This window comes from Nocardia sp. NPDC058176, assembly GCF_042883805.1.
Lineage (GTDB): Bacteria > Actinomycetota > Actinomycetes > Mycobacteriales > Mycobacteriaceae > Nocardia.
Genome location: NZ_JBHVVA010000002.1, coordinates 24803 through 40793, shown reverse-complemented (window position 1 = coordinate 40793; position 15991 = coordinate 24803). Strand labels below are relative to the sequence as shown.

Annotated in this window: 19 protein-coding genes; 12 read left to right on the top strand and 7 right to left on the bottom strand. The window is 68.5% G+C overall.

Annotation, left to right across the window (positions count from 1 at the left end):
- Positions 1-151 precede the first annotated feature (151 nt).
- A complete protein-coding gene (locus ACFVVM_RS12745; protein WP_387616943.1) occupies positions 152-1369 on the top strand; it encodes a DUF885 domain-containing protein in 1218 nt (405 codons plus the stop codon).
- Here ACFVVM_RS12745 and ACFVVM_RS12740 read toward each other — a convergent pair.
- The gene (locus ACFVVM_RS12740) at positions 1362-1502 is read right to left on the bottom strand and encodes a hypothetical protein (protein ID WP_387616941.1); all 141 of its coding nucleotides are present in this window, start codon (positions 1500-1502) and stop codon (positions 1362-1364) included. The two genes, ACFVVM_RS12745 and ACFVVM_RS12740, sit on opposite strands and share 8 nt — an antisense overlap.
- A gap of 164 nt (positions 1503-1666) precedes the next feature.
- Here ACFVVM_RS12740 and glyA point away from each other — a divergent pair, with 164 nt between their 5' ends.
- The 3 genes from glyA (at position 1667) to ACFVVM_RS12725 (ending at position 4459) form a co-directional block, all read left to right on the top strand.
- Positions 1667-2962: a serine hydroxymethyltransferase gene (glyA, locus tag ACFVVM_RS12735; RefSeq protein ID WP_387616939.1), complete on the top strand. Its 1296-nt coding sequence runs from the start codon at positions 1667-1669 to the stop codon at positions 2960-2962.
- 151 nt (positions 2963-3113) lie between these two features.
- Positions 3114-3458: a cold-shock protein gene (locus ACFVVM_RS12730; protein WP_387616937.1), complete on the top strand. Its 345-nt coding sequence runs from the start codon at positions 3114-3116 to the stop codon at positions 3456-3458.
- Positions 3455-4459 carry an alpha/beta hydrolase gene (locus ACFVVM_RS12725; protein WP_387616935.1) on the top strand — a complete coding sequence of 335 codons (1005 nt, stop codon included), beginning with the start codon at positions 3455-3457 and terminating at the stop codon, positions 4457-4459. The genes ACFVVM_RS12730 and ACFVVM_RS12725 overlap by 4 nt, the downstream gene beginning before the upstream one ends.
- 8 nt (positions 4460-4467) lie before the next feature.
- On the opposite strand, the gene ACFVVM_RS12720 is transcribed toward ACFVVM_RS12725, so the two are convergent.
- Both ACFVVM_RS12720 and ACFVVM_RS12715 read right to left on the bottom strand, forming a co-directional pair.
- Positions 4468-4668, bottom strand: coding sequence for a hypothetical protein (locus ACFVVM_RS12720; protein WP_387616933.1), 201 nt, complete (start codon positions 4666-4668; stop codon positions 4468-4470).
- 55 nt (positions 4669-4723) lie between these two features.
- The gene (locus ACFVVM_RS12715; protein WP_387616931.1) at positions 4724-5719 is read right to left on the bottom strand and encodes an LLM class F420-dependent oxidoreductase; all 996 of its coding nucleotides are present in this window, start codon (positions 5717-5719) and stop codon (positions 4724-4726) included.
- 99 nt (positions 5720-5818) lie between these two features.
- On the opposite strand from ACFVVM_RS12715, the gene ACFVVM_RS12710 reads away from it, so the two are divergent.
- Both ACFVVM_RS12710 and ACFVVM_RS12705 read left to right on the top strand, forming a co-directional pair.
- The gene (locus tag ACFVVM_RS12710) at positions 5819-6097 is read left to right on the top strand and encodes a hypothetical protein (RefSeq protein ID WP_387616929.1); all 279 of its coding nucleotides are present in this window, start codon (positions 5819-5821) and stop codon (positions 6095-6097) included.
- A complete protein-coding gene (locus ACFVVM_RS12705) occupies positions 6094-6492 on the top strand; it encodes a PIN domain-containing protein (RefSeq protein ID WP_387616927.1) in 399 nt (132 codons plus the stop codon). Before ACFVVM_RS12710 ends, ACFVVM_RS12705 begins: the two co-directional genes overlap by 4 nt.
- A gap of 18 nt (positions 6493-6510) precedes the next feature.
- On the opposite strand, the gene ACFVVM_RS12700 is transcribed toward ACFVVM_RS12705, so the two are convergent.
- Positions 6511-7719 carry an FAD-dependent monooxygenase gene (locus ACFVVM_RS12700; protein WP_387616925.1) on the bottom strand — a complete coding sequence of 403 codons (1209 nt, stop codon included), beginning with the start codon at positions 7717-7719 and terminating at the stop codon, positions 6511-6513.
- 107 nt (positions 7720-7826) lie between these two features.
- Here ACFVVM_RS12700 and ACFVVM_RS12695 point away from each other — a divergent pair, with 107 nt between their 5' ends.
- Both ACFVVM_RS12695 and ACFVVM_RS12690 read left to right on the top strand, forming a co-directional pair.
- On the top strand, positions 7827-8537 hold the full coding sequence (locus tag ACFVVM_RS12695) for a TetR/AcrR family transcriptional regulator (protein ID WP_387616923.1): 711 nt from the start codon (positions 7827-7829) through the stop codon (positions 8535-8537).
- Between the two features lie 41 nt (positions 8538-8578).
- Entirely contained in the window at positions 8579-8998 is a 420-nt protein-coding gene (locus ACFVVM_RS12690; RefSeq protein WP_387616922.1) for a limonene-1,2-epoxide hydrolase family protein, read from the top strand.
- 1 nt (position 8999) lies between these two features.
- Here ACFVVM_RS12690 and ACFVVM_RS12685 read toward each other — a convergent pair whose 3' ends face one another.
- The gene (locus ACFVVM_RS12685) at positions 9000-9272 is read right to left on the bottom strand and encodes a hypothetical protein (protein WP_387616921.1); all 273 of its coding nucleotides are present in this window, start codon (positions 9270-9272) and stop codon (positions 9000-9002) included.
- Positions 9273-9570: 298 nt separating this feature from the next.
- On the opposite strand from ACFVVM_RS12685, the gene ACFVVM_RS12680 reads away from it, so the two are divergent.
- The 3 genes from ACFVVM_RS12680 (at position 9571) to ACFVVM_RS12670 (ending at position 12665) form a co-directional block, all read left to right on the top strand.
- Positions 9571-10944, top strand: coding sequence for a PhoH family protein (locus tag ACFVVM_RS12680; RefSeq protein WP_387616920.1), 1374 nt, complete (start codon positions 9571-9573; stop codon positions 10942-10944).
- A gap of 182 nt (positions 10945-11126) precedes the next feature.
- Positions 11127-11732, top strand: coding sequence for an LGFP repeat-containing protein (locus tag ACFVVM_RS12675; RefSeq protein ID WP_387616919.1), 606 nt, complete (start codon positions 11127-11129; stop codon positions 11730-11732).
- Positions 11733-11810: 78 nt separating this feature from the next.
- Entirely contained in the window at positions 11811-12665 is an 855-nt protein-coding gene (locus ACFVVM_RS12670) for an acyl-ACP desaturase (protein ID WP_387616918.1), read from the top strand.
- A gap of 55 nt (positions 12666-12720) precedes the next feature.
- Here ACFVVM_RS12670 and ACFVVM_RS12665 read toward each other — a convergent pair whose 3' ends face one another.
- Positions 12721-14127, bottom strand: coding sequence for a class II fumarate hydratase (locus ACFVVM_RS12665; RefSeq protein ID WP_387616916.1), 1407 nt, complete (start codon positions 14125-14127; stop codon positions 12721-12723).
- A 119-nt stretch (positions 14128-14246) separates the two neighbouring features.
- Positions 14247-15290, bottom strand: coding sequence for a class II fructose-bisphosphatase (gene glpX / locus ACFVVM_RS12660; protein WP_387616914.1), 1044 nt, complete (start codon positions 15288-15290; stop codon positions 14247-14249).
- 128 nt (positions 15291-15418) lie between these two features.
- Here glpX and ACFVVM_RS12655 point away from each other — a divergent pair, with 128 nt between their 5' ends.
- On the top strand, positions 15419-15988 hold the full coding sequence (locus ACFVVM_RS12655) for a DUF4245 domain-containing protein (RefSeq protein ID WP_387616912.1): 570 nt from the start codon (positions 15419-15421) through the stop codon (positions 15986-15988).
- Positions 15989-15991: the final 3 nt, after the last annotated feature.

Genomic DNA, 15991 nt, shown 5'->3' with positions numbered 1-15991 from the left:
CGGGTGAGATCCGGGATAACTCTGACCGCATAGCGAGATTGTGCTCCGTGTCGGTCGTCCGCGCGCAACGGGGGGTTTGGCTACCGGTGGGTAACTAGCAACAATCCCGAGGTAGAGCGCACTTTTGTGCGCGACACCGTAAGGTCGCGGTATGGGGTCACATCCACTTGTCACCGAATATCTGCGGCTCGGACTGGCTTTCGATCGGCTCGAGGAGGGCTTCGTCGACGCCTTCACCGGCGATCCGCGGCTGCGCCGCGATGCCGAGAACGCGCCCGCTCCCGAGCCCGCCGCGCTGGCCCGCCGGGCCGCCGAGCTGCGGGTCGAACTGCCCGAGGCCGGGCTCTCGGCCCAGCGCACCGAGTTCCTCGACGCCCACCTGGTGGCGATGGAGTGCTCGGCGCGCAAGTTCGCGGGCGAGGAGATCGGTTTCGTCGACGAGGTGCGCGCGTATTTCGACGTCGACATCGCTCCCGGCGATCCCGAGGACTATCGCGAGGCGCACCGGCTGATGGACGAGGTGCTCGGCGGCGACGGACCGCTCGCCGAGCGCGCCGCCGCCTACCGGCGCGGGGACGAGATCCCGCCGGAGAAGCTCGCCACCTGCGTCGAGGCGTTCTCCAGCGCGCTGCGCGAACGGGTGCGCGACCGCTATCCGCTGCCCGACAACGAGCACGTCACCTACGAGGTCGTCGGCGACAAGCCGTGGTCCGGGTTCAACTACTACCTCGGCGATTTCCACTCCAAGGTCGCGATCAACTCCGACCTCAAACAGCACATGGCGCACCTGCCCGCCCTGATCGCGCACGAGGCCTACCCCGGCCATCACACCGAGCACTGCCGCAAGGAGGCCGGACTGGTCGCGGCGGGCGAGGACGAGCAGACGCTGTTCCTGGTCAACACCCCGCAGTGCCTGATGGCCGAGGGGCTGGCCGATCTGGCGCTGCAGTCGATCGTCGGGCCGGGCTGGGGTGCGTGGGCGCAGGAGATCTACGCCGATCTGGGACTCCGCTTCGACGGCGAGCGGGCCGAGCGGTTCTCGACCGCCTCGGCGAAGCTGCTGAGCGTGCGCCAGGACGCGGCGCTGCTGCTGCACGATCAGCACCGCAGCGCCGACGAGGTGGCGCTGTTCCTGCAACGGTGGAGCCTGGCGACGCCGGAGCGGGCGCGGCAGTCGCTGCGCTTCCTGTCCTCGCCACTGTGGCGGGCCTACATCAGCACCTATGTGGAGGGCTATCGCCTGCTCGGCGGCTGGCTCGACGGCGCGGTCGACGCGGCCGATCGCTCCGACCGATTCGGCCGACTGCTGGACGAGCCGCTCACGCCCGGCGCGATCCGGCGGATGGGTGCGGCGAACGCGCTCACATGATGATGGCGCAGTTCCCGCCGCTGAGCAGCTGACAGACCAGATGCGAGAGCTGCAGCAGCAGTGCGTCGATCGGGTTGGACGGGGCGATGGCCGGAGTGACGGGCAGGGAGTTCATACCTGTGTGATCGGTCACCTCCGGCTGCCCCGTTACGACCGGCGACCTCGTCCGGCGGCCGGCGCACCGGCCCGCCGGGACCGCCGCAACCCTGTGAGCTGCGTCTCGCGAGTGGCGGGCCGGTCGGTGTTGCGCTATCCCCCGTGCTCGGGCGTCCGCGCGCGGCCCATAGACTGAGGTCCGTGACGCAGACGACCGCTTCGGTGAATACCCAGTCTCTCGGTGAGCTCGATCCCGAGTTGGCCGCCGCGATGGCAGGCGAACTCGCCCGCGAACGCGACACCCTCGAAATGATCGCCTCGGAGAACTTCGTCCCCCGCGCGGTCCTGCAAGCCCAAGGCTCGGTCCTGACCAACAAATACGCCGAGGGCTACCCCGGACGCCGCTACTACGGTGGCTGCGAAGCCGTCGACGTCGTCGAAACCCTCGCCCGTGACCGCGCCAAAGAACTCTTCGGCGCCGAATTCGCCAACGTCCAACCCCACTCCGGCGCCCAAGCCAACGCCGCCGTACTCATGGCCCTGATGAACCCCGGCGAAACCCTGCTCGGGCTCGACCTCGCCCACGGTGGGCATTTGACCCACGGCATGCGGTTGAACTTCTCGGGCAAGCTCTACGACGTCCACTCCTACGGGGTGTCGAAGGAAGACCATCGCATCGACATGGACGAAGTCCGTGACATCGCGATCAAAGCCAAACCCAAGGTCATCGTCGCCGGTTGGTCGGCCTACCCGCGTCACCAGGACTTCGCCCGCTTCCGGGAAATCGCCGACGAGGTCGGTGCCTACCTGTGGGTCGACATGGCCCACTTCGCCGGCCTGGTCGCCGCCGGACTGCACCCGTCGCCGGTGCCGTATGCCGACGTCGTGTCCTCGACGGTCCACAAGACTTTGGGTGGTCCCCGTTCGGGTCTGATTCTGGCGAAGCAGGAATTCGCGAAGAAACTCAACTCGGCGGTGTTCCCCGGTCAGCAGGGCGGGCCTTTGATGCATGTGATCGCTGCGAAGGCGGCGGCGTTCAAGATCGCGGCGACCGACGAATTCGCTGACCGTCAGCAGCGGACTCTGTCGGGTGCCCGGATCCTGGCCGAACGCCTGACCGGGGCCGATGTGAAGGACAAGGGTGTTTCGGTGTTGACCGGCGGCACCGACGTCCACCTCGTCCTGGTCGATCTGCGGAACTCCGAACTCGATGGCCAGCAGGGCGAGGACCTGCTCCACGAGGTTGGTATCACGGTCAACCGCAACGCGGTCCCGTTCGACCCGCGTCCCCCGATGGTCACCTCGGGTCTGCGGATCGGTACCGCCGCCCTCGCGACGCGTGGTTTCGGTGATGTGGAGTTCACCGAGGTCGCCGACATCATCGCCGCGACCCTGGCGGGCACTTCCGATACCGAGACCCTGCGTGGTCGGGTGTCGAAGCTGGCGCAGAGTGTCCCGTTGTATCAGGGCCTGGAGGACTGGCGCCTCCTCGGCTGAGCCGAACCCCTATCGCGCGAACGCCCCCGCGGACCGAAACTCTCGGTCTGCGGGGGCGTTCGTCTGTTTCCCTCCCAACCGCGTTCCCGGCACCGATCCGAGCCACGGGGCACGACGAAATCCTTTCGCAATCGAGCGAAGGAGACACCTGATGACACAGTCCGGCACGGTCAAATGGTTCAACGTGGAGCGCGGATTCGGGTTCGTCGTCCCGGACGAGGGCGGCGCCGACCTGCTGGTCGAGCACTCCGACGTGCTCGAACACCAGGACCTGAGATTGCTGCGGCAAGGCCGCCGGGTGGAGTTCGACCGGGTGGTCGGCGCGAAGGGCCCGCAGGCCCGGCGAGTGCACGGACCCGACGGGCCTCGCGAAAGTTTCGGCCACTCGGACCAAGCCGGGCACGGTGGCGTCCCGAAGTCCTCGGCGACATCGGCACCTGCCGACGACGAGCACCGAGAGGCTTCCCCTTGCGAACACCGCGATCGACATCGATGACACTGCGCTGGGCCGCGGCCGGACTACTGGCCGTCTCGACCATGACCGGGCTGGCGGGGACGACTGCCGCGGAACCCGGCTCGGCGGGCATCGCCTCGGTGCAGGAGGTGAACGACCGGCAGCAGACGGTCATGGTGTATTCGCCCGCCATGGGCCGTGAGATCCCGATCCAGGTCATCCGCGCCGCCGACACCTCCACCCCGCGGCCGACGATGTACCTGCTCAACGGGTCCGGCGGTGGGCCGAACGAGAGCGGCTGGGATGTGCAGACCGACGCGGTGAGCTACCTGCGCGACAAGGACGTCAACGTGGTGACGCCCTACGGCGGCAGCAACTCCTATTACACCGACTGGGTCCGCGACGACGCCGTCCTCGGCCGGAACAAATGGCAGACCTTCCTCAACGAGGAACTGCCCCCGGTCATCGAGGGACACCTCGGCGCGAACGACGATCGCGCGTTGGTCGGGGTCTCCATGAGCGGCACCTCGGTCCTGAATCTGGCGATCGCCCGGCCCGGATTCTGGAACAGCGTGGCCTCCTACAGCGGCTGCGCGCAGACCTCCGACCCGATCGGGCAGGAATTCGTCCGGATCACCGTGGAGAACTGGGGCGGCGGACAGAGCGTCGAGAACATGTGGGGACCGCGCAACGGTCCGCTGTGGCGCGCCAACGACCCACTGGTCAACGCCGAAGGTCTGCGCGGCACCGCCGTGTATCTCAGTGCGGGAACCGGCATTCCGGCCGCACCGCACGACACCCCCGCCGATCGCCGGGTGCAGGAAGGCCGAATCCCCTTGCCCGTGCAGATCCTCTTCGGCGGCCCGATCGAGGCGGCCATCCACGCCTGCACGGTGAACCTGACGAACCGCCTGCGCGAACTCGACATCCCGGTCACCTTCGACGACCGCCCCGTCGGCACCCACTCCTGGGGCTACTGGGAGGACGACCTGCGTACCTCGTGGCCGTTCCTGTCCCAGACCCTCGGCAGCCGGACCGGATAGTCCGGGTACTACGCGCCGCTGCCCGAGCTGAGCAGTTCGGGCAGGGTGATCAACAGGAACTCCGCCAACGGCGACGAGCACCCTTGCATCGTGCAGCCCTCATCGGCCGAGCCGAGCATGGGTGCCGCCGAAGCCGCTCCCGCCGTGGCGAATTGGAGTGGTGCGAACATGGCGGCGGCGACGGCCGCGGCGGCGATGGTGCGTTTCATGGCGTGAAGCTAACCACCGTACGAATCCGGGCGTCAGCCCCCGATCTTCGGGGCCCTAGGACCGGGGTGTCGAGACCAGCGGGCGCAGGGCCTGGCCCACCGCGCTGACGACACCGGGCTCGTGGCCGTTGGTGACCATGTTGACGATGACGCCGTCGATGCCCAGGTCGAGGACGCGGGTTCGGATCTGTTCGGCGACTTCGTCCGGGGTGCCGGCGAATTGGCGGTCGGCGACGGTTTCCCGGCGCTCGGCTTCGGTGAGGGTGGACAGGTCGATGCCGAGGCGCGCCAGGATGTCGGCCTGCTGTTTGCGGGCGCGGTCGCCGTCTTCGTCGACGATGGCGAGGGCGAGGAAGCTGGTTTCGAGGGTGGCGGGATCGCGGCCCGCTTCGGCGCAGCGCTGGTGCAGGGCGTCGAGTTTGCGGGGGAGCTCGGAGGCGTTGCAGATGATGTTGAGATGGTCGGCGAAGCGCGCGGCCAGGCCGAAGGTCTTCTTCTCGCCGCCACCGCCGAGCAGGATCGGCAGGTCGTCGCGGATGCGTGGCTCGTTCATCGCGTTCTGCGCGCGGTACCACTTGCCGTCGAAGGTGGGGTGCTGGCCGCGCAGCATCGGCTCGATGATCTGCAGCGCCTCGTCGAGTCGCTCGAACCGCTCGGTGAAGGTCCCGAACTCGAACCCGTACTGCTGATGCTCGAGCTCGAACCACCCCGCCCCGATCCCCAGCACCGCCCGCCCGCCACTCACCACATCCAGCGTGGTGACGGTCTTGGCCAGCAGCGCCGGATTCCGGTACGTATTGCCGGTCACCAAGGCCGACAACTGAATTCGCTCGGTCGCCGTGGCCAGCCCGGACAGCGCCGAATACGCCTCCAGCATCGGCTCCTCCGGCCCCCCGACCAGCGGCAGCTGATAGAAGTGGTCCATCACGAACGCGGCATCGAACCCCGCCGCCTCCGCCTCCCTCGCCTGCGCGATCACCGCGGGAAACAGCTCGCGCACCGAAGACGTATTGCTGAAGTTGGGCATCTGATATCCGAGGCGAATGCTCATGCCATCGACCCTATGACTTGGAGTGCACTCCAAGTCAAGGGTCGCTGCGGGGCGCCATCGCTCTTGGCATATGGCATTTAAAATGCCATAATCGGCAGCATGAGTGAAGACCCCGAGTTCGCTCCCGGCGACGGCCCGGCGGGCGGCATTTCCGTGACATTGACCGCCGGGACGCTCCAGGCGATCCGGGCGAGGGTCGGGAAGCGGGGTGTGTCCGCATACCTGGAGCGGGCCGCCCAGCGCCAGATCGAGCGCGACAACCTCGACGAACTGATCGCGGATTTCGATCAGGCGAACGGACCGGCCGACCCGGACGCGGTGGCCGATAAACAGTCCCGGCTCAGTGGTGGCAACGGTGCAGCCACCGACGCCGCGTGAGCGGCGCGCTCGTTCTCGACTGCGAAGCATTGGCCAAAGCCGTACGGCGAGACCGTGAGGTCCATGAATGGCTGGTCGCTGCTCGCAACGCGGACATCCCGGTGCTGACTTCCGCCGCGACACTGGTCGAAGTCATCCACCCGAAGATCGACGATGCCGCGCTGCGGTGGACATTGTCGAGGCTGCGAACCGAGCCCGTCACCCAGGATCTGGCGTATGCGGCGGCAGCACTGTTGAAGCGCGCGGGTCTGCACGGTCACAAGTACGCGATCGACGCGATGCTCTGTGCGACAGCTCTTTCGGTGTCGGGCGCGGTGACGATCCTGACCTCTGACACCGACGACATCGAGAAGCTGACTTCGGAACACCCGCGAGTGCGTGTCGAGAAGGTGTGAGCCGCGGGCCCGGTGGTCCTATTCGGCATCGCGCCCGCCGACGGGCTGGGTTGGGAGCAGGGTCGGGTAGTCGATCAGGTCGATGTCGTTGGCGGCCTTGTCGCCGTATTTCAGCATGAGGGTGAACAGGCGGGAGCCGATGAACCAGTTGCGGGCGCGGATGCCGAGGGCGGTTTTCGGGGCGAGGAAGCGGCCGGCGTTGCTGTTGCCCGCGATCTTGGCGTAGCGCTTCATGATTCGGTCGTAGTTCGCGAAGGCGAGGGTGTGATCGCCTGCGGCGGTGGCGAGTTCGCCGGCGAGGACGTAGGCGCCGACGATGGCTAGGCCGGTGCCGAAGCCCGCCAGGGTGTTGCCGTAGGCGGCGTCGCCGACCAGGGCGACCCGGCCGCGGGTGTAGGCGCCGTTCATCCTGACCTGGCTGATCGAGTCGAGGTAGACGTCGTCGAAGTCGGCCAGATCGGCGAGCATGCGGGGCGCGTGCCAGGTCATGTCGGCGAAGGTCCGCTCGATGACGCGGCGCTGGGCATCGACGTCGTGGCGGGGGTAGTCGAGTTCGGGGGCGGCGAACATGTACATCTGCTGTGCCTTCGGTCCGCCGTCGACGGCCAGCTTGCCCGGGGTGTTGTGGGCGTGCCCGCGGGCCCGCTCGCGGGGAGTGGCGGCGTCGCTCCAGCGGCTCGACCCGGCCACGCAGTAGTGGTGGCCGAGGTGGTGCACGTAGTCGGCTTCGGGACCGAACGCCAGGGCGCGCACCCGTGAGTGGATGCCGTCGGCGCCGAGGACGAGGTCGAAGGTGCGGTCCGGTCCGTGCTCGAACCGGACGCGCACGCCGTCGGGGGTGTCGTCGAGGGCGGTGATGCTGTCACCGAAGACGTACTCGACCTCGTCGGCGGTCCGGCGATACGTGATCTCGGCCAGATCGCCGCGCAGGATCTCGATGTCGCCGCCGGTGAATTCGCCCGGCATGACCCCGAGTTCGCGCCCGTGCGCGTCGACGAACGCCAGGTCGGTGGTGCCGGTGCGCCGCTCGCGGACCTCGTCGATGATGCCCATCCGCTCGAGCACCGTCAGGTGCGTGCGGCCTTTGAAATCGACGGCCTGACCACCGGCCCGCAGTGCGGGCGCCCGCTCGACGACAGTGACGGTGAAGCCGTAGCGATGCAGCCAGTAGGCGAGGGCGGGACCCGCGATGCTGGCGCCGGAGATGAGAACGGTCTGGTTGCGCATGAAACCTCCTGAGATTCTGTGTCCGATGGAATCTGTATCCGATGGACACGATTAAGGGTATGGTAGACACAGTTTCAGGTCAACCGGAAATTCGAGAGGATGGACCGATGCCGCCGCCGACCACCGTCGAGCTGCTGTGGGGCGCCACGCAGCGACCCAAGCGCGGACCCAAGCCCGCGCTCACCCTGGACGGGATCGTCGCCGAGGCGATCACGCTGGTCGATGCCGACGGCCTGTCCGCCCTGTCGATGCAGCGGCTCGCCGAACGCCTCGGCTTCACCAAGATGTCGCTGTACCGGTACGTGCCGGGCAAGGAGCAGCTGACCGCGCTGATGGTCGACGCCGCCATCGGCCGGCCGCCCGCCACCCCGCCCGGCCAGTCCTGGCGGCCCGCCCTGCGCCGCTGGGCCGAGGAGATCTTCGAGCGCTACCGCGCCCACCCCTGGGTGATCGAGCTGACCCTCGGCGCGCGCCCGCTCGGCCCGAACGAGATGGCCTGGACCGAGGTCGTGCTGGCCGCCCTCGACGGCACCGGACTCACCGGCGCCGAACGCCTCGACACGATCGTGCTGCTCAACGGCCACGTGCGCGGACTGGCCCAGCAGTCACTCGGGGCGGATGCCGACCAGCTGCAGGAGCAGGTCACGGGCCAGCTGGCCGACACGGTGATCGCGGCGGGCGACCGGTTCCCGCACGTGCGCGCGGCCTTCACCGATGTCGACGGCGGGGCCGCGGGCGGGGAGGGCGCGCTGAGCTTCGGCATCGAACGCATCCTGGACGGACTCGACGTGCTGATCGCCCGCCGGGCGGATCGGTGACGACCCTGGTCTCCGGCGCGCGAAGGTTCTACGCTCGCACCATGACCGACGAGCCGGAACTGCCGGAGACCGCTGTCACCGTCGTGCGCGAATTCTTCGCCGCGCTCGAACTGAGCGCCGTCGACGAGGCACTGGAACTGCTCGATCCGGCGATCGTCTGGAAGAACGCCTCACTGCCGAGCGTGCGCGGCAAGGACCGGGTGGCCGCCGTGCTGCGCGGTCTCGACCGGCCCGCGCTCGGCTTCTCCGCCGAGATCCATCACATCGCCGCCGACGGCGACATCGTGCTCACCGACCGCACCGACTACCTGCGCGCGGGCCCGGTGCGTATCGGCTTCTGGGTGAGCGGCACCTTCGAACTGCGCGAGGGCCGGATCGTGCTGTGGGACGACCACTTCAGCAAGGGAAACGTGCTGCGCGGCACCATCGTCGGCATCGCGCGGGCGATCACGCGGCGCTGACTCAGCTCTGCTTGCGCAGGTACGCCAGATAGGTCGGGCGCAGGACATCGGCGAGTTTGCCGTCGCCGGCGTGGAAGTAGTCGTCGATCATCGGCAGCACGTACTTGATGTCGGCCTCGCTCTCGCCGAGTTCGCCCGCCTCGGCCTGCGCGGCCGGAATCGACTTCAGCAGCTGCCAGAGGAACTTCACGTCCCCGTGCCGGACCGCGCTCTTCACCGCGCGATCGTGCAGTTCCTTCGACGACAGCTGCTCCAGATCCTGGTCATCGGCCATGCCTTCGACTCTAGCCGCCGACGCGCGGCGCCGGTACGTTCGCGCCGGTTAACGACAAATTCACGGACACGTGGGTCGGTCCGCCAGCGCCGCCACCGGTTCGGCGGTAGCGTCGGAGATGCGGGCCGCGTCGGTGTGGCTCGTACGGGAGGTCCTGACCGTGACTGAGCTATTCAGTGCGAGAGGGCCGGCACCCGGCCCTCGTGGTGGTTGACCAGCGCGTCACCCACCTACCAGGACGGACCGGTCCAGCGAGATCGTTCGTGCGGGTGCCGTGCGAACACATAAGGAGCCCACCGTGACTGCTGCACGCTCCGTTTCCGCTTCCGCGAAGCACACGGCCTCGGCCTCGAAGAAGGGGGTCCGCCCCTCGCGTACCGGTCGAAAGACTTTCGTCGTCGACACCTCCGTTCTCCTCTCGGATCCCTGGGCCGTCACCCGGTTCGGTGAACATCGGGTGGTCCTACCCCTGGTCGTGATCAGTGAACTGGAGGCCAAGCGACACCACCACGAACTCGGCTGGTTCGCCCGGGAAGCGCTGCGCATGCTCGACGACCTGCGGGTTCAGCACGGCAGGCTCGATCAGGCGCTGCCCATCGGCACCGACGGTGGCACCATCCAGGTAGAGCTCAACCACACCGACCCCTCGGTGCTGCCCGCCGGATTCCGTTCCGACACCAACGATTCCCGCATCCTCGCCTGCGCGCTGAACTTCTCGGCCGAGGGCGAGGACGTGGTCCTGGTGTCCAAGGACATCCCGCTGCGCGTCAAGGCGAGCGCGGTCGGGCTGGCCGCAGACGAATACCACGCGCAGGACGTGGTGACCTCCGGCTGGAGCGGGATGGTCGAACTCGATGTCGCCAGTGCTCAGATCGACCAGCTCTACGCCGACTCGGTGATCGATCTGGACGAGGCGCGAGAACTGCCCTGCCACACCGGAATCCGGTTGCTCGGCAGCAGCTCGAGCGCACTGGGCCGGGTCACCGCCGACAAGCGGGTGCAGCTGGTGCGCGAGCGGGAGGCCTTCGGCCTGCACGGTCGCTCGGCCGAGCAGCGGATCGCGCTGGACCTGCTGATGGACGAGAGCATCGGCATCGTGTCGATGGGCGGGCGCGCCGGTACCGGCAAGTCCGCGCTCGCGCTGACCGCCGGACTGGAGGCCGTGCTCGAGCGGCGGACCCAGCGCAAGGTGGTCGTGTTCCGGCCGCTGTACGCGGTGGGTGGTCAGGAACTGGGCTACCTGCCCGGTTCCGAGAGCGAGAAGATGGGCCCGTGGGCTCAGGCCGTCTTCGACACCCTCGACGGGCTGGCCAGCCGGGAGGTGATGGAGGAGGTGCTCAGCCGCGACATGCTCGAGGTGCTGCCGCTGACCCACATCCGCGGCCGGTCACTGCACGATTCCTTCGTGATCGTCGACGAGGCGCAGTCGCTCGAGCGCAATGTGCTGCTGACGGTGCTGAGCCGTCTCGGCACCGGGTCGCGGGTGGTGCTCACCCACGATGTCGCCCAGCGCGACAATCTGCGGGTCGGCAGGCACGACGGCGTGGCCGCGGTGATCGAAAAGCTCAAGGGGCACCCGCTTTTCGCGCACATCACGCTCACCCGGAGTGAACGCTCGCCGATCGCGGCCCTGGTGACCGAAATGCTCGAGGAGTACGGCCCGAACGCATAGCCCGGCAATCGGCCGCCTCACCGGCCGGAATGCGTTTGATATCGGCGAACTGTGGGTATTATCCGCGGCGACACCAATCCAGCAACGGCTCGGCGAACACTGTTCCGCCGGGCCGTTGCGGATGTCGGCCAGGCTCCATTCCGGGGGCGTGCCCCCGGGGGGCCACTCGCGAGAGGATGGATATGAACCACTTCGCTCGACGTACCGCTACCGGGGGAGTCGCGATATTCGCCGCGACCGGTCTGCTGCTCGCCGCCGGCTGCAGCGATGACGACAAGGACTCGGCCGATTCGGCCATCTCCAGCGTGATCACCTCGCTGCCGGGCGGCGCCGGCGCGACGACGACGCCCGAGGAGGGCGCCGGTTCGGCGGACACCACCTCACCCGGTGCCGAGGCCACGGTCACCACCACGGCCGCCGCGGGCGAGTCGACCACCATCTCCACGCCCAACGGCGACATCACCATCTCCGGCGAGGTGTACAACAAGTACGTCGCCGTCGGTGGGGCCTCCAGCCCGCTCGGCGCACCGGAGGAAGCGCAGGAATCCGGCCCCGAGGGCGGCGAATACCAGGACTTCGAGGGCGGCACCATCTACTGGAGCAGCGACTCGGGCGCCCACATCGTCTGGGGCGAGATCCGGGAGGCCTGGGAGGCCAACGGCGGCGCCAACGGCACCCTCGGCTACCCGGTCAGCGACGAGCAGGACATCGCGGGCGGCAAGCAGAGCGAATTCACCGGCGGCACCATCACCTGGGTCGACGGCGAAATCACCGTGACCCCCAAATGAGTTTGTGACCTGCGCCTGCGCGGGGACCGGTTGACCCATTGGTCCCCGCGCTCGCGGCACAGGTACTAGGTTGGCGTGGTGCAGAAAACTTTGACCGATCGAGAGCTCCTGGATTCGCTCGAGGACGCGGTGGAAACGAACCTGCGTCGGCACATCGAGGTGGCCGACGGCTGGCAGCCGCACGAGCAGGTGCCGTGGGCGGACGGCCGTAACTTCGCCTTCCTCGGTGGCACCGACTGGACCCCCGAACAGTCCGAGCTCAGCGATACCGCGCGGCTCGCGCTGACGGTGAGCGTCCTCGTCGCCGACAATCTGCCCTCCTACCACCGTGAGCTCGGCAAGTACCTGCGCACCGGCGCGTGGTGGCGCTGGGTCGGCCGGTGGACGGCGGAGGAGAACCGCCACGAGATCATGATCCGCAACTACCTGATGCTCACCCGCGCGGTGGACCCGGTGGCCCTGGAGCGGGCGCGCATGGCGCACATGACCGAGGGCTTCAACCGTCCCCCGATGCATCTGATCGACGTGCTGGCCACCTGCGCGTTCGAAGAGGCCGCCGCCGCGATCCGGCATCGCAACACCGCCGCCCTCGGTGAGAACCCCATCGTCACCTCGATGGCCGAGAAGCTGGCCGCCGACGACGAGCTGCAGGCCGAGTTCTTCGCCGAACTCGTCTCCGCCGCGCTCGACCTGACCCCCGATCAGGCGGTGCGCGCCATCGCCGACCGGGTCGCCGACTTCCGGGTGCCCTATGTGGAGCTGCCCGGCGGCGGGTCCAGCGACGAGGCGCTGGCCGCGGCGGGCATCTACGACCGCGCGAACGAGGGCGAACTGGTCTTCAAGCCGCTGCTGCGGCGGTGGAACATCTTCACCCGCACCGACCTCTCGGAGGAAGGTGACAAGGCCCGCGCCGAACTGGCGCACCTGGCCTGAGTTCTTCGCCCGAACGGCCCGTCACCTCGCGCGAGGTGACGGGCCGTTCGTCGTGTCAGGGCTTGCGGTCGACGTTCGCCATCGCGAGGACGTCGAGCCGGTCGTCGAGCTCTTCCTCGGTCAGCTTGCCGGGGACCAGGCCGCGGTCGATGACGGTCTGGCGGATCGTCTTCTTCTCGCGCAGTGCCTGTTTGGCGACCGCGGCCGCCTCCTCGTAGCCGATGGCCGAGTTGAGCGGGGTGACGATCGAGGGGGAGGACTCGGCGAGGGTGCGCAGGTGCTCCTCGTTGGCGACCAGCCCGACGACGCACTTGTCGGCGAAGAGACGGGACACATTGGCCAGCAGGCGAATCGACTCGAGCAGGTTGCGTGCCATCACCGGGATGTAGACATTGAGCTCGAACGCGCCGCTGGCACCGCCGAAGGCGATCGCGGCGTCGTTGCCGACCACCTGCACCGCCACCTGCGTCACCGCTTCCGGCAGTACCGGATTCACCTTGCCGGGCATGATCGAGCTGCCGGGCTGCAGGTCGGGCAGCTGGAGTTCGCCCAGGCCGGTCAGCGGGCCCGAGCCCATCCAGCGGATGTCGTTGGCGATCTTGGTGAGGCTCACGGCGATGGTGCGCAGCGCGCCGGAGGCCTCGACCAGACCATCGCGGGCGGCCTGGGCCTCGAAGCTGTCCTGTGCCACGCGCAGTGCGTCGATTCCGGTGCGGCGCACCAGTTCCGCGACGACCTTCGCGCCGAATCCGGCGGGCGCGTTGAGGCCGGTGCCGACCGCGGTGCCGCCGATCGGCAGTTCGCCCAGGCGCGGCAGCGTGGCCATCACCCGCTCGACGCCCGCCGCGATCTGCCGGGTGTAGCCGCCGAATTCCTGGCCGAGGGTGACCGGCACCGCGTCCATCAGGTGGGTGCGGCCCGACTTGACCACCGTGTGCCACTGCTCGGTCTTGTCGCTCAGCGCCAGGCGCAGATGGTCCAGTGCCGGAACGAGTTCGGTGATCACCGCTTCGGTGGCGGCCAGATGGGTCGCGGTGGGGAAGGTGTCGTTGGACGACTGCGACATGTTCACGTCGTCGTTGGGATGCACGGTGACGCCGTCGCGCGCCGCGATCGAGGCGATCACCTCGTTGGCGTTCATGTTGGAGCTGGTGCCGGAGCCGGTCTGGAACACATCGATCGGGAACTGATCGTCGTGTTTGCCCTCGGCGATCTCGGTGGCCGCCGCGACGATGGCATCGGCCTTGCCCGGATCGAGCAGCCCCAGATCCTTGTTGACCTGGGCGCACGCGGCCTTGAGCAACCCGAGCGCCCGGATCTGCGCCCGCTCCAGCCCCCGTCCGCTGATCGGGAAGTTCTCCACGGCTCGCTGCGTCTGCGCCCGCCACAGGGCGTCGACGGGAACGCGAACCTCCCCCATCGTGTCGTGCTCGATCCGGTACTGCGCGTCGTCGTCAGCCATACCAACGACCCTAGGACGAGAACCGGCGGAATGGTGTTCCCACGTCAGCGGAAAATCCCACACCGTGTCGCGGAATACACCGGGGATCGGTCGGGGCTCCTGGCCCCGACCGATCGATGTCAGGGCAGGGGCGGGTTGGCGCTGTCGTCGCCGTCGAAATCCACCGAGGAGTACTCGCGGAGCTTGGTGAGGCGGTGGTAGGCGTCGATCATGCGGACGGTGCCCGACTTGGAGCGCATGACGATCGACTGGGTGGAGGCGCCGCCGCCGAAGTAGCGCACGCCGCGCAGCAGGTCGCCGTCGGTGACGCCGGTGGCGCAGAAGAAGACGTTGTCGCCGGAGACCAGGTCGGTGGTGGAGAGCACGCGGTCCAGGTCGTGGCCGGCGTCGATCGCCTTCTGGCGCTCCTCGTCGTCCTTGGGGGCGAGCTTGCCCTGCAGTTCGCCGCCGAGGCAGCGCAGCGCGGCGGCGGCGATGATGCCCTCGGGGGTGCCGCCGATGCCGACCAGGATGTCGACGCCGGACTCGGGGCGGGCCGCGGCGATGGCGCCCGCGACGTCGCCGTCGGAGATCAGTCGGATGCGCGCGCCCGCGTCGCGGGACTGCTGGATGATCTCGGCGTGGCGGGGGCGGTCGAGGATGCAGACGGTGAGGTCGGAGACCGAGAGCCGCTTGGCCTTGGCGACGCGGCGGATGTTCTCGCCGATCGGGGCGTTGATGTCGATCGAGCCCGCGGCGTCGGGGCCCACAGCGATCTTGTGCATGTAGAACACCGCGGACGGGTCGAACATGGCGCCGCGCTCGGCGACCGCGAGCACCGAGATGGCGCCGGGGGAGCCCTTCGACATCAGCGTGGTGCCGTCGACCGGGTCGACCGCGAAGTCGACCTCGGGACCGGTGCCGTCGCCGACGAGCTCGCCGTTGTAGAGCATCGGCGCTTCGTCCTTCTCGCCCTCGCCGATGACGACGATGCCCTTCATGGACACCGAGCTGACGAGCTGACGCATGGCGTCGACCGCCGCGCCGTCGCCGCCTTCCTTGTCGCCACGGCCGACCCAACGGCCACTCGCCATCGCTCCCGCCTCGGTGACCCGCACCAGCTCGAGTGCGAGGTTGCGGTCAGGTGCCTCGCGGCGGCTGGGGGCGGGCGATGATGCCGTCATTGCGGAGTGCCTCCTTGGCGTTGGTGTTACGGGGGCAATTGTCGCATTACGGACCGGCACGCCCGTGCAGTACCTCCTGCGGCGACCCCTTGGTGTCCTGGTCAGGGCACGAGTGGATACTGGTGGTCGTGTCCCCGCAGAAGAAGCACCGGATCTTCAACGACTACCGTGATCTGTTCTGGTCGCTGATCCCGTTGGTGCTGATCGCGGTGGTCCTGGCCGGTGCGGCCAGCCAGTGCACGGTGGCGACGAACGGTCCGACCCAGGGTCAGATCCCGCATTTCGACGCCGATGCCGCGCTGAAGTCCGACGCCAAGACCCTGTCGTTCCCCATCCGCAACCCCGAGCTGCCCGAGGGCTGGCAGTCGAACTCGGGTAGCCGCGACACCATCGCCGTGGCCGGTGGCGGTCCGGTGAGCACGGTCGGCTACATCACCCCGCAGGCCACCTACATGCGGTACTCGCAGAGCAGCGCCTCGGAAGAGGCCTTCTCCCGGCACGTGCTCGGCTCGCGCTATCCCACCGGCACGGTCGATGTCGGCGGCCAGAAGTGGGTCGTCTACACCGAGCCGACCGAAGAGACCGCCTGGATCGCCGATCTCGGCGCGGTGCGCATCCTGATCACCGGCGCGGGCAACGAGGCGGCCTTCACCACGTTGGCCCAGGCGATCACCACCGCCCAGCCGCTGGCAGGCTGATCG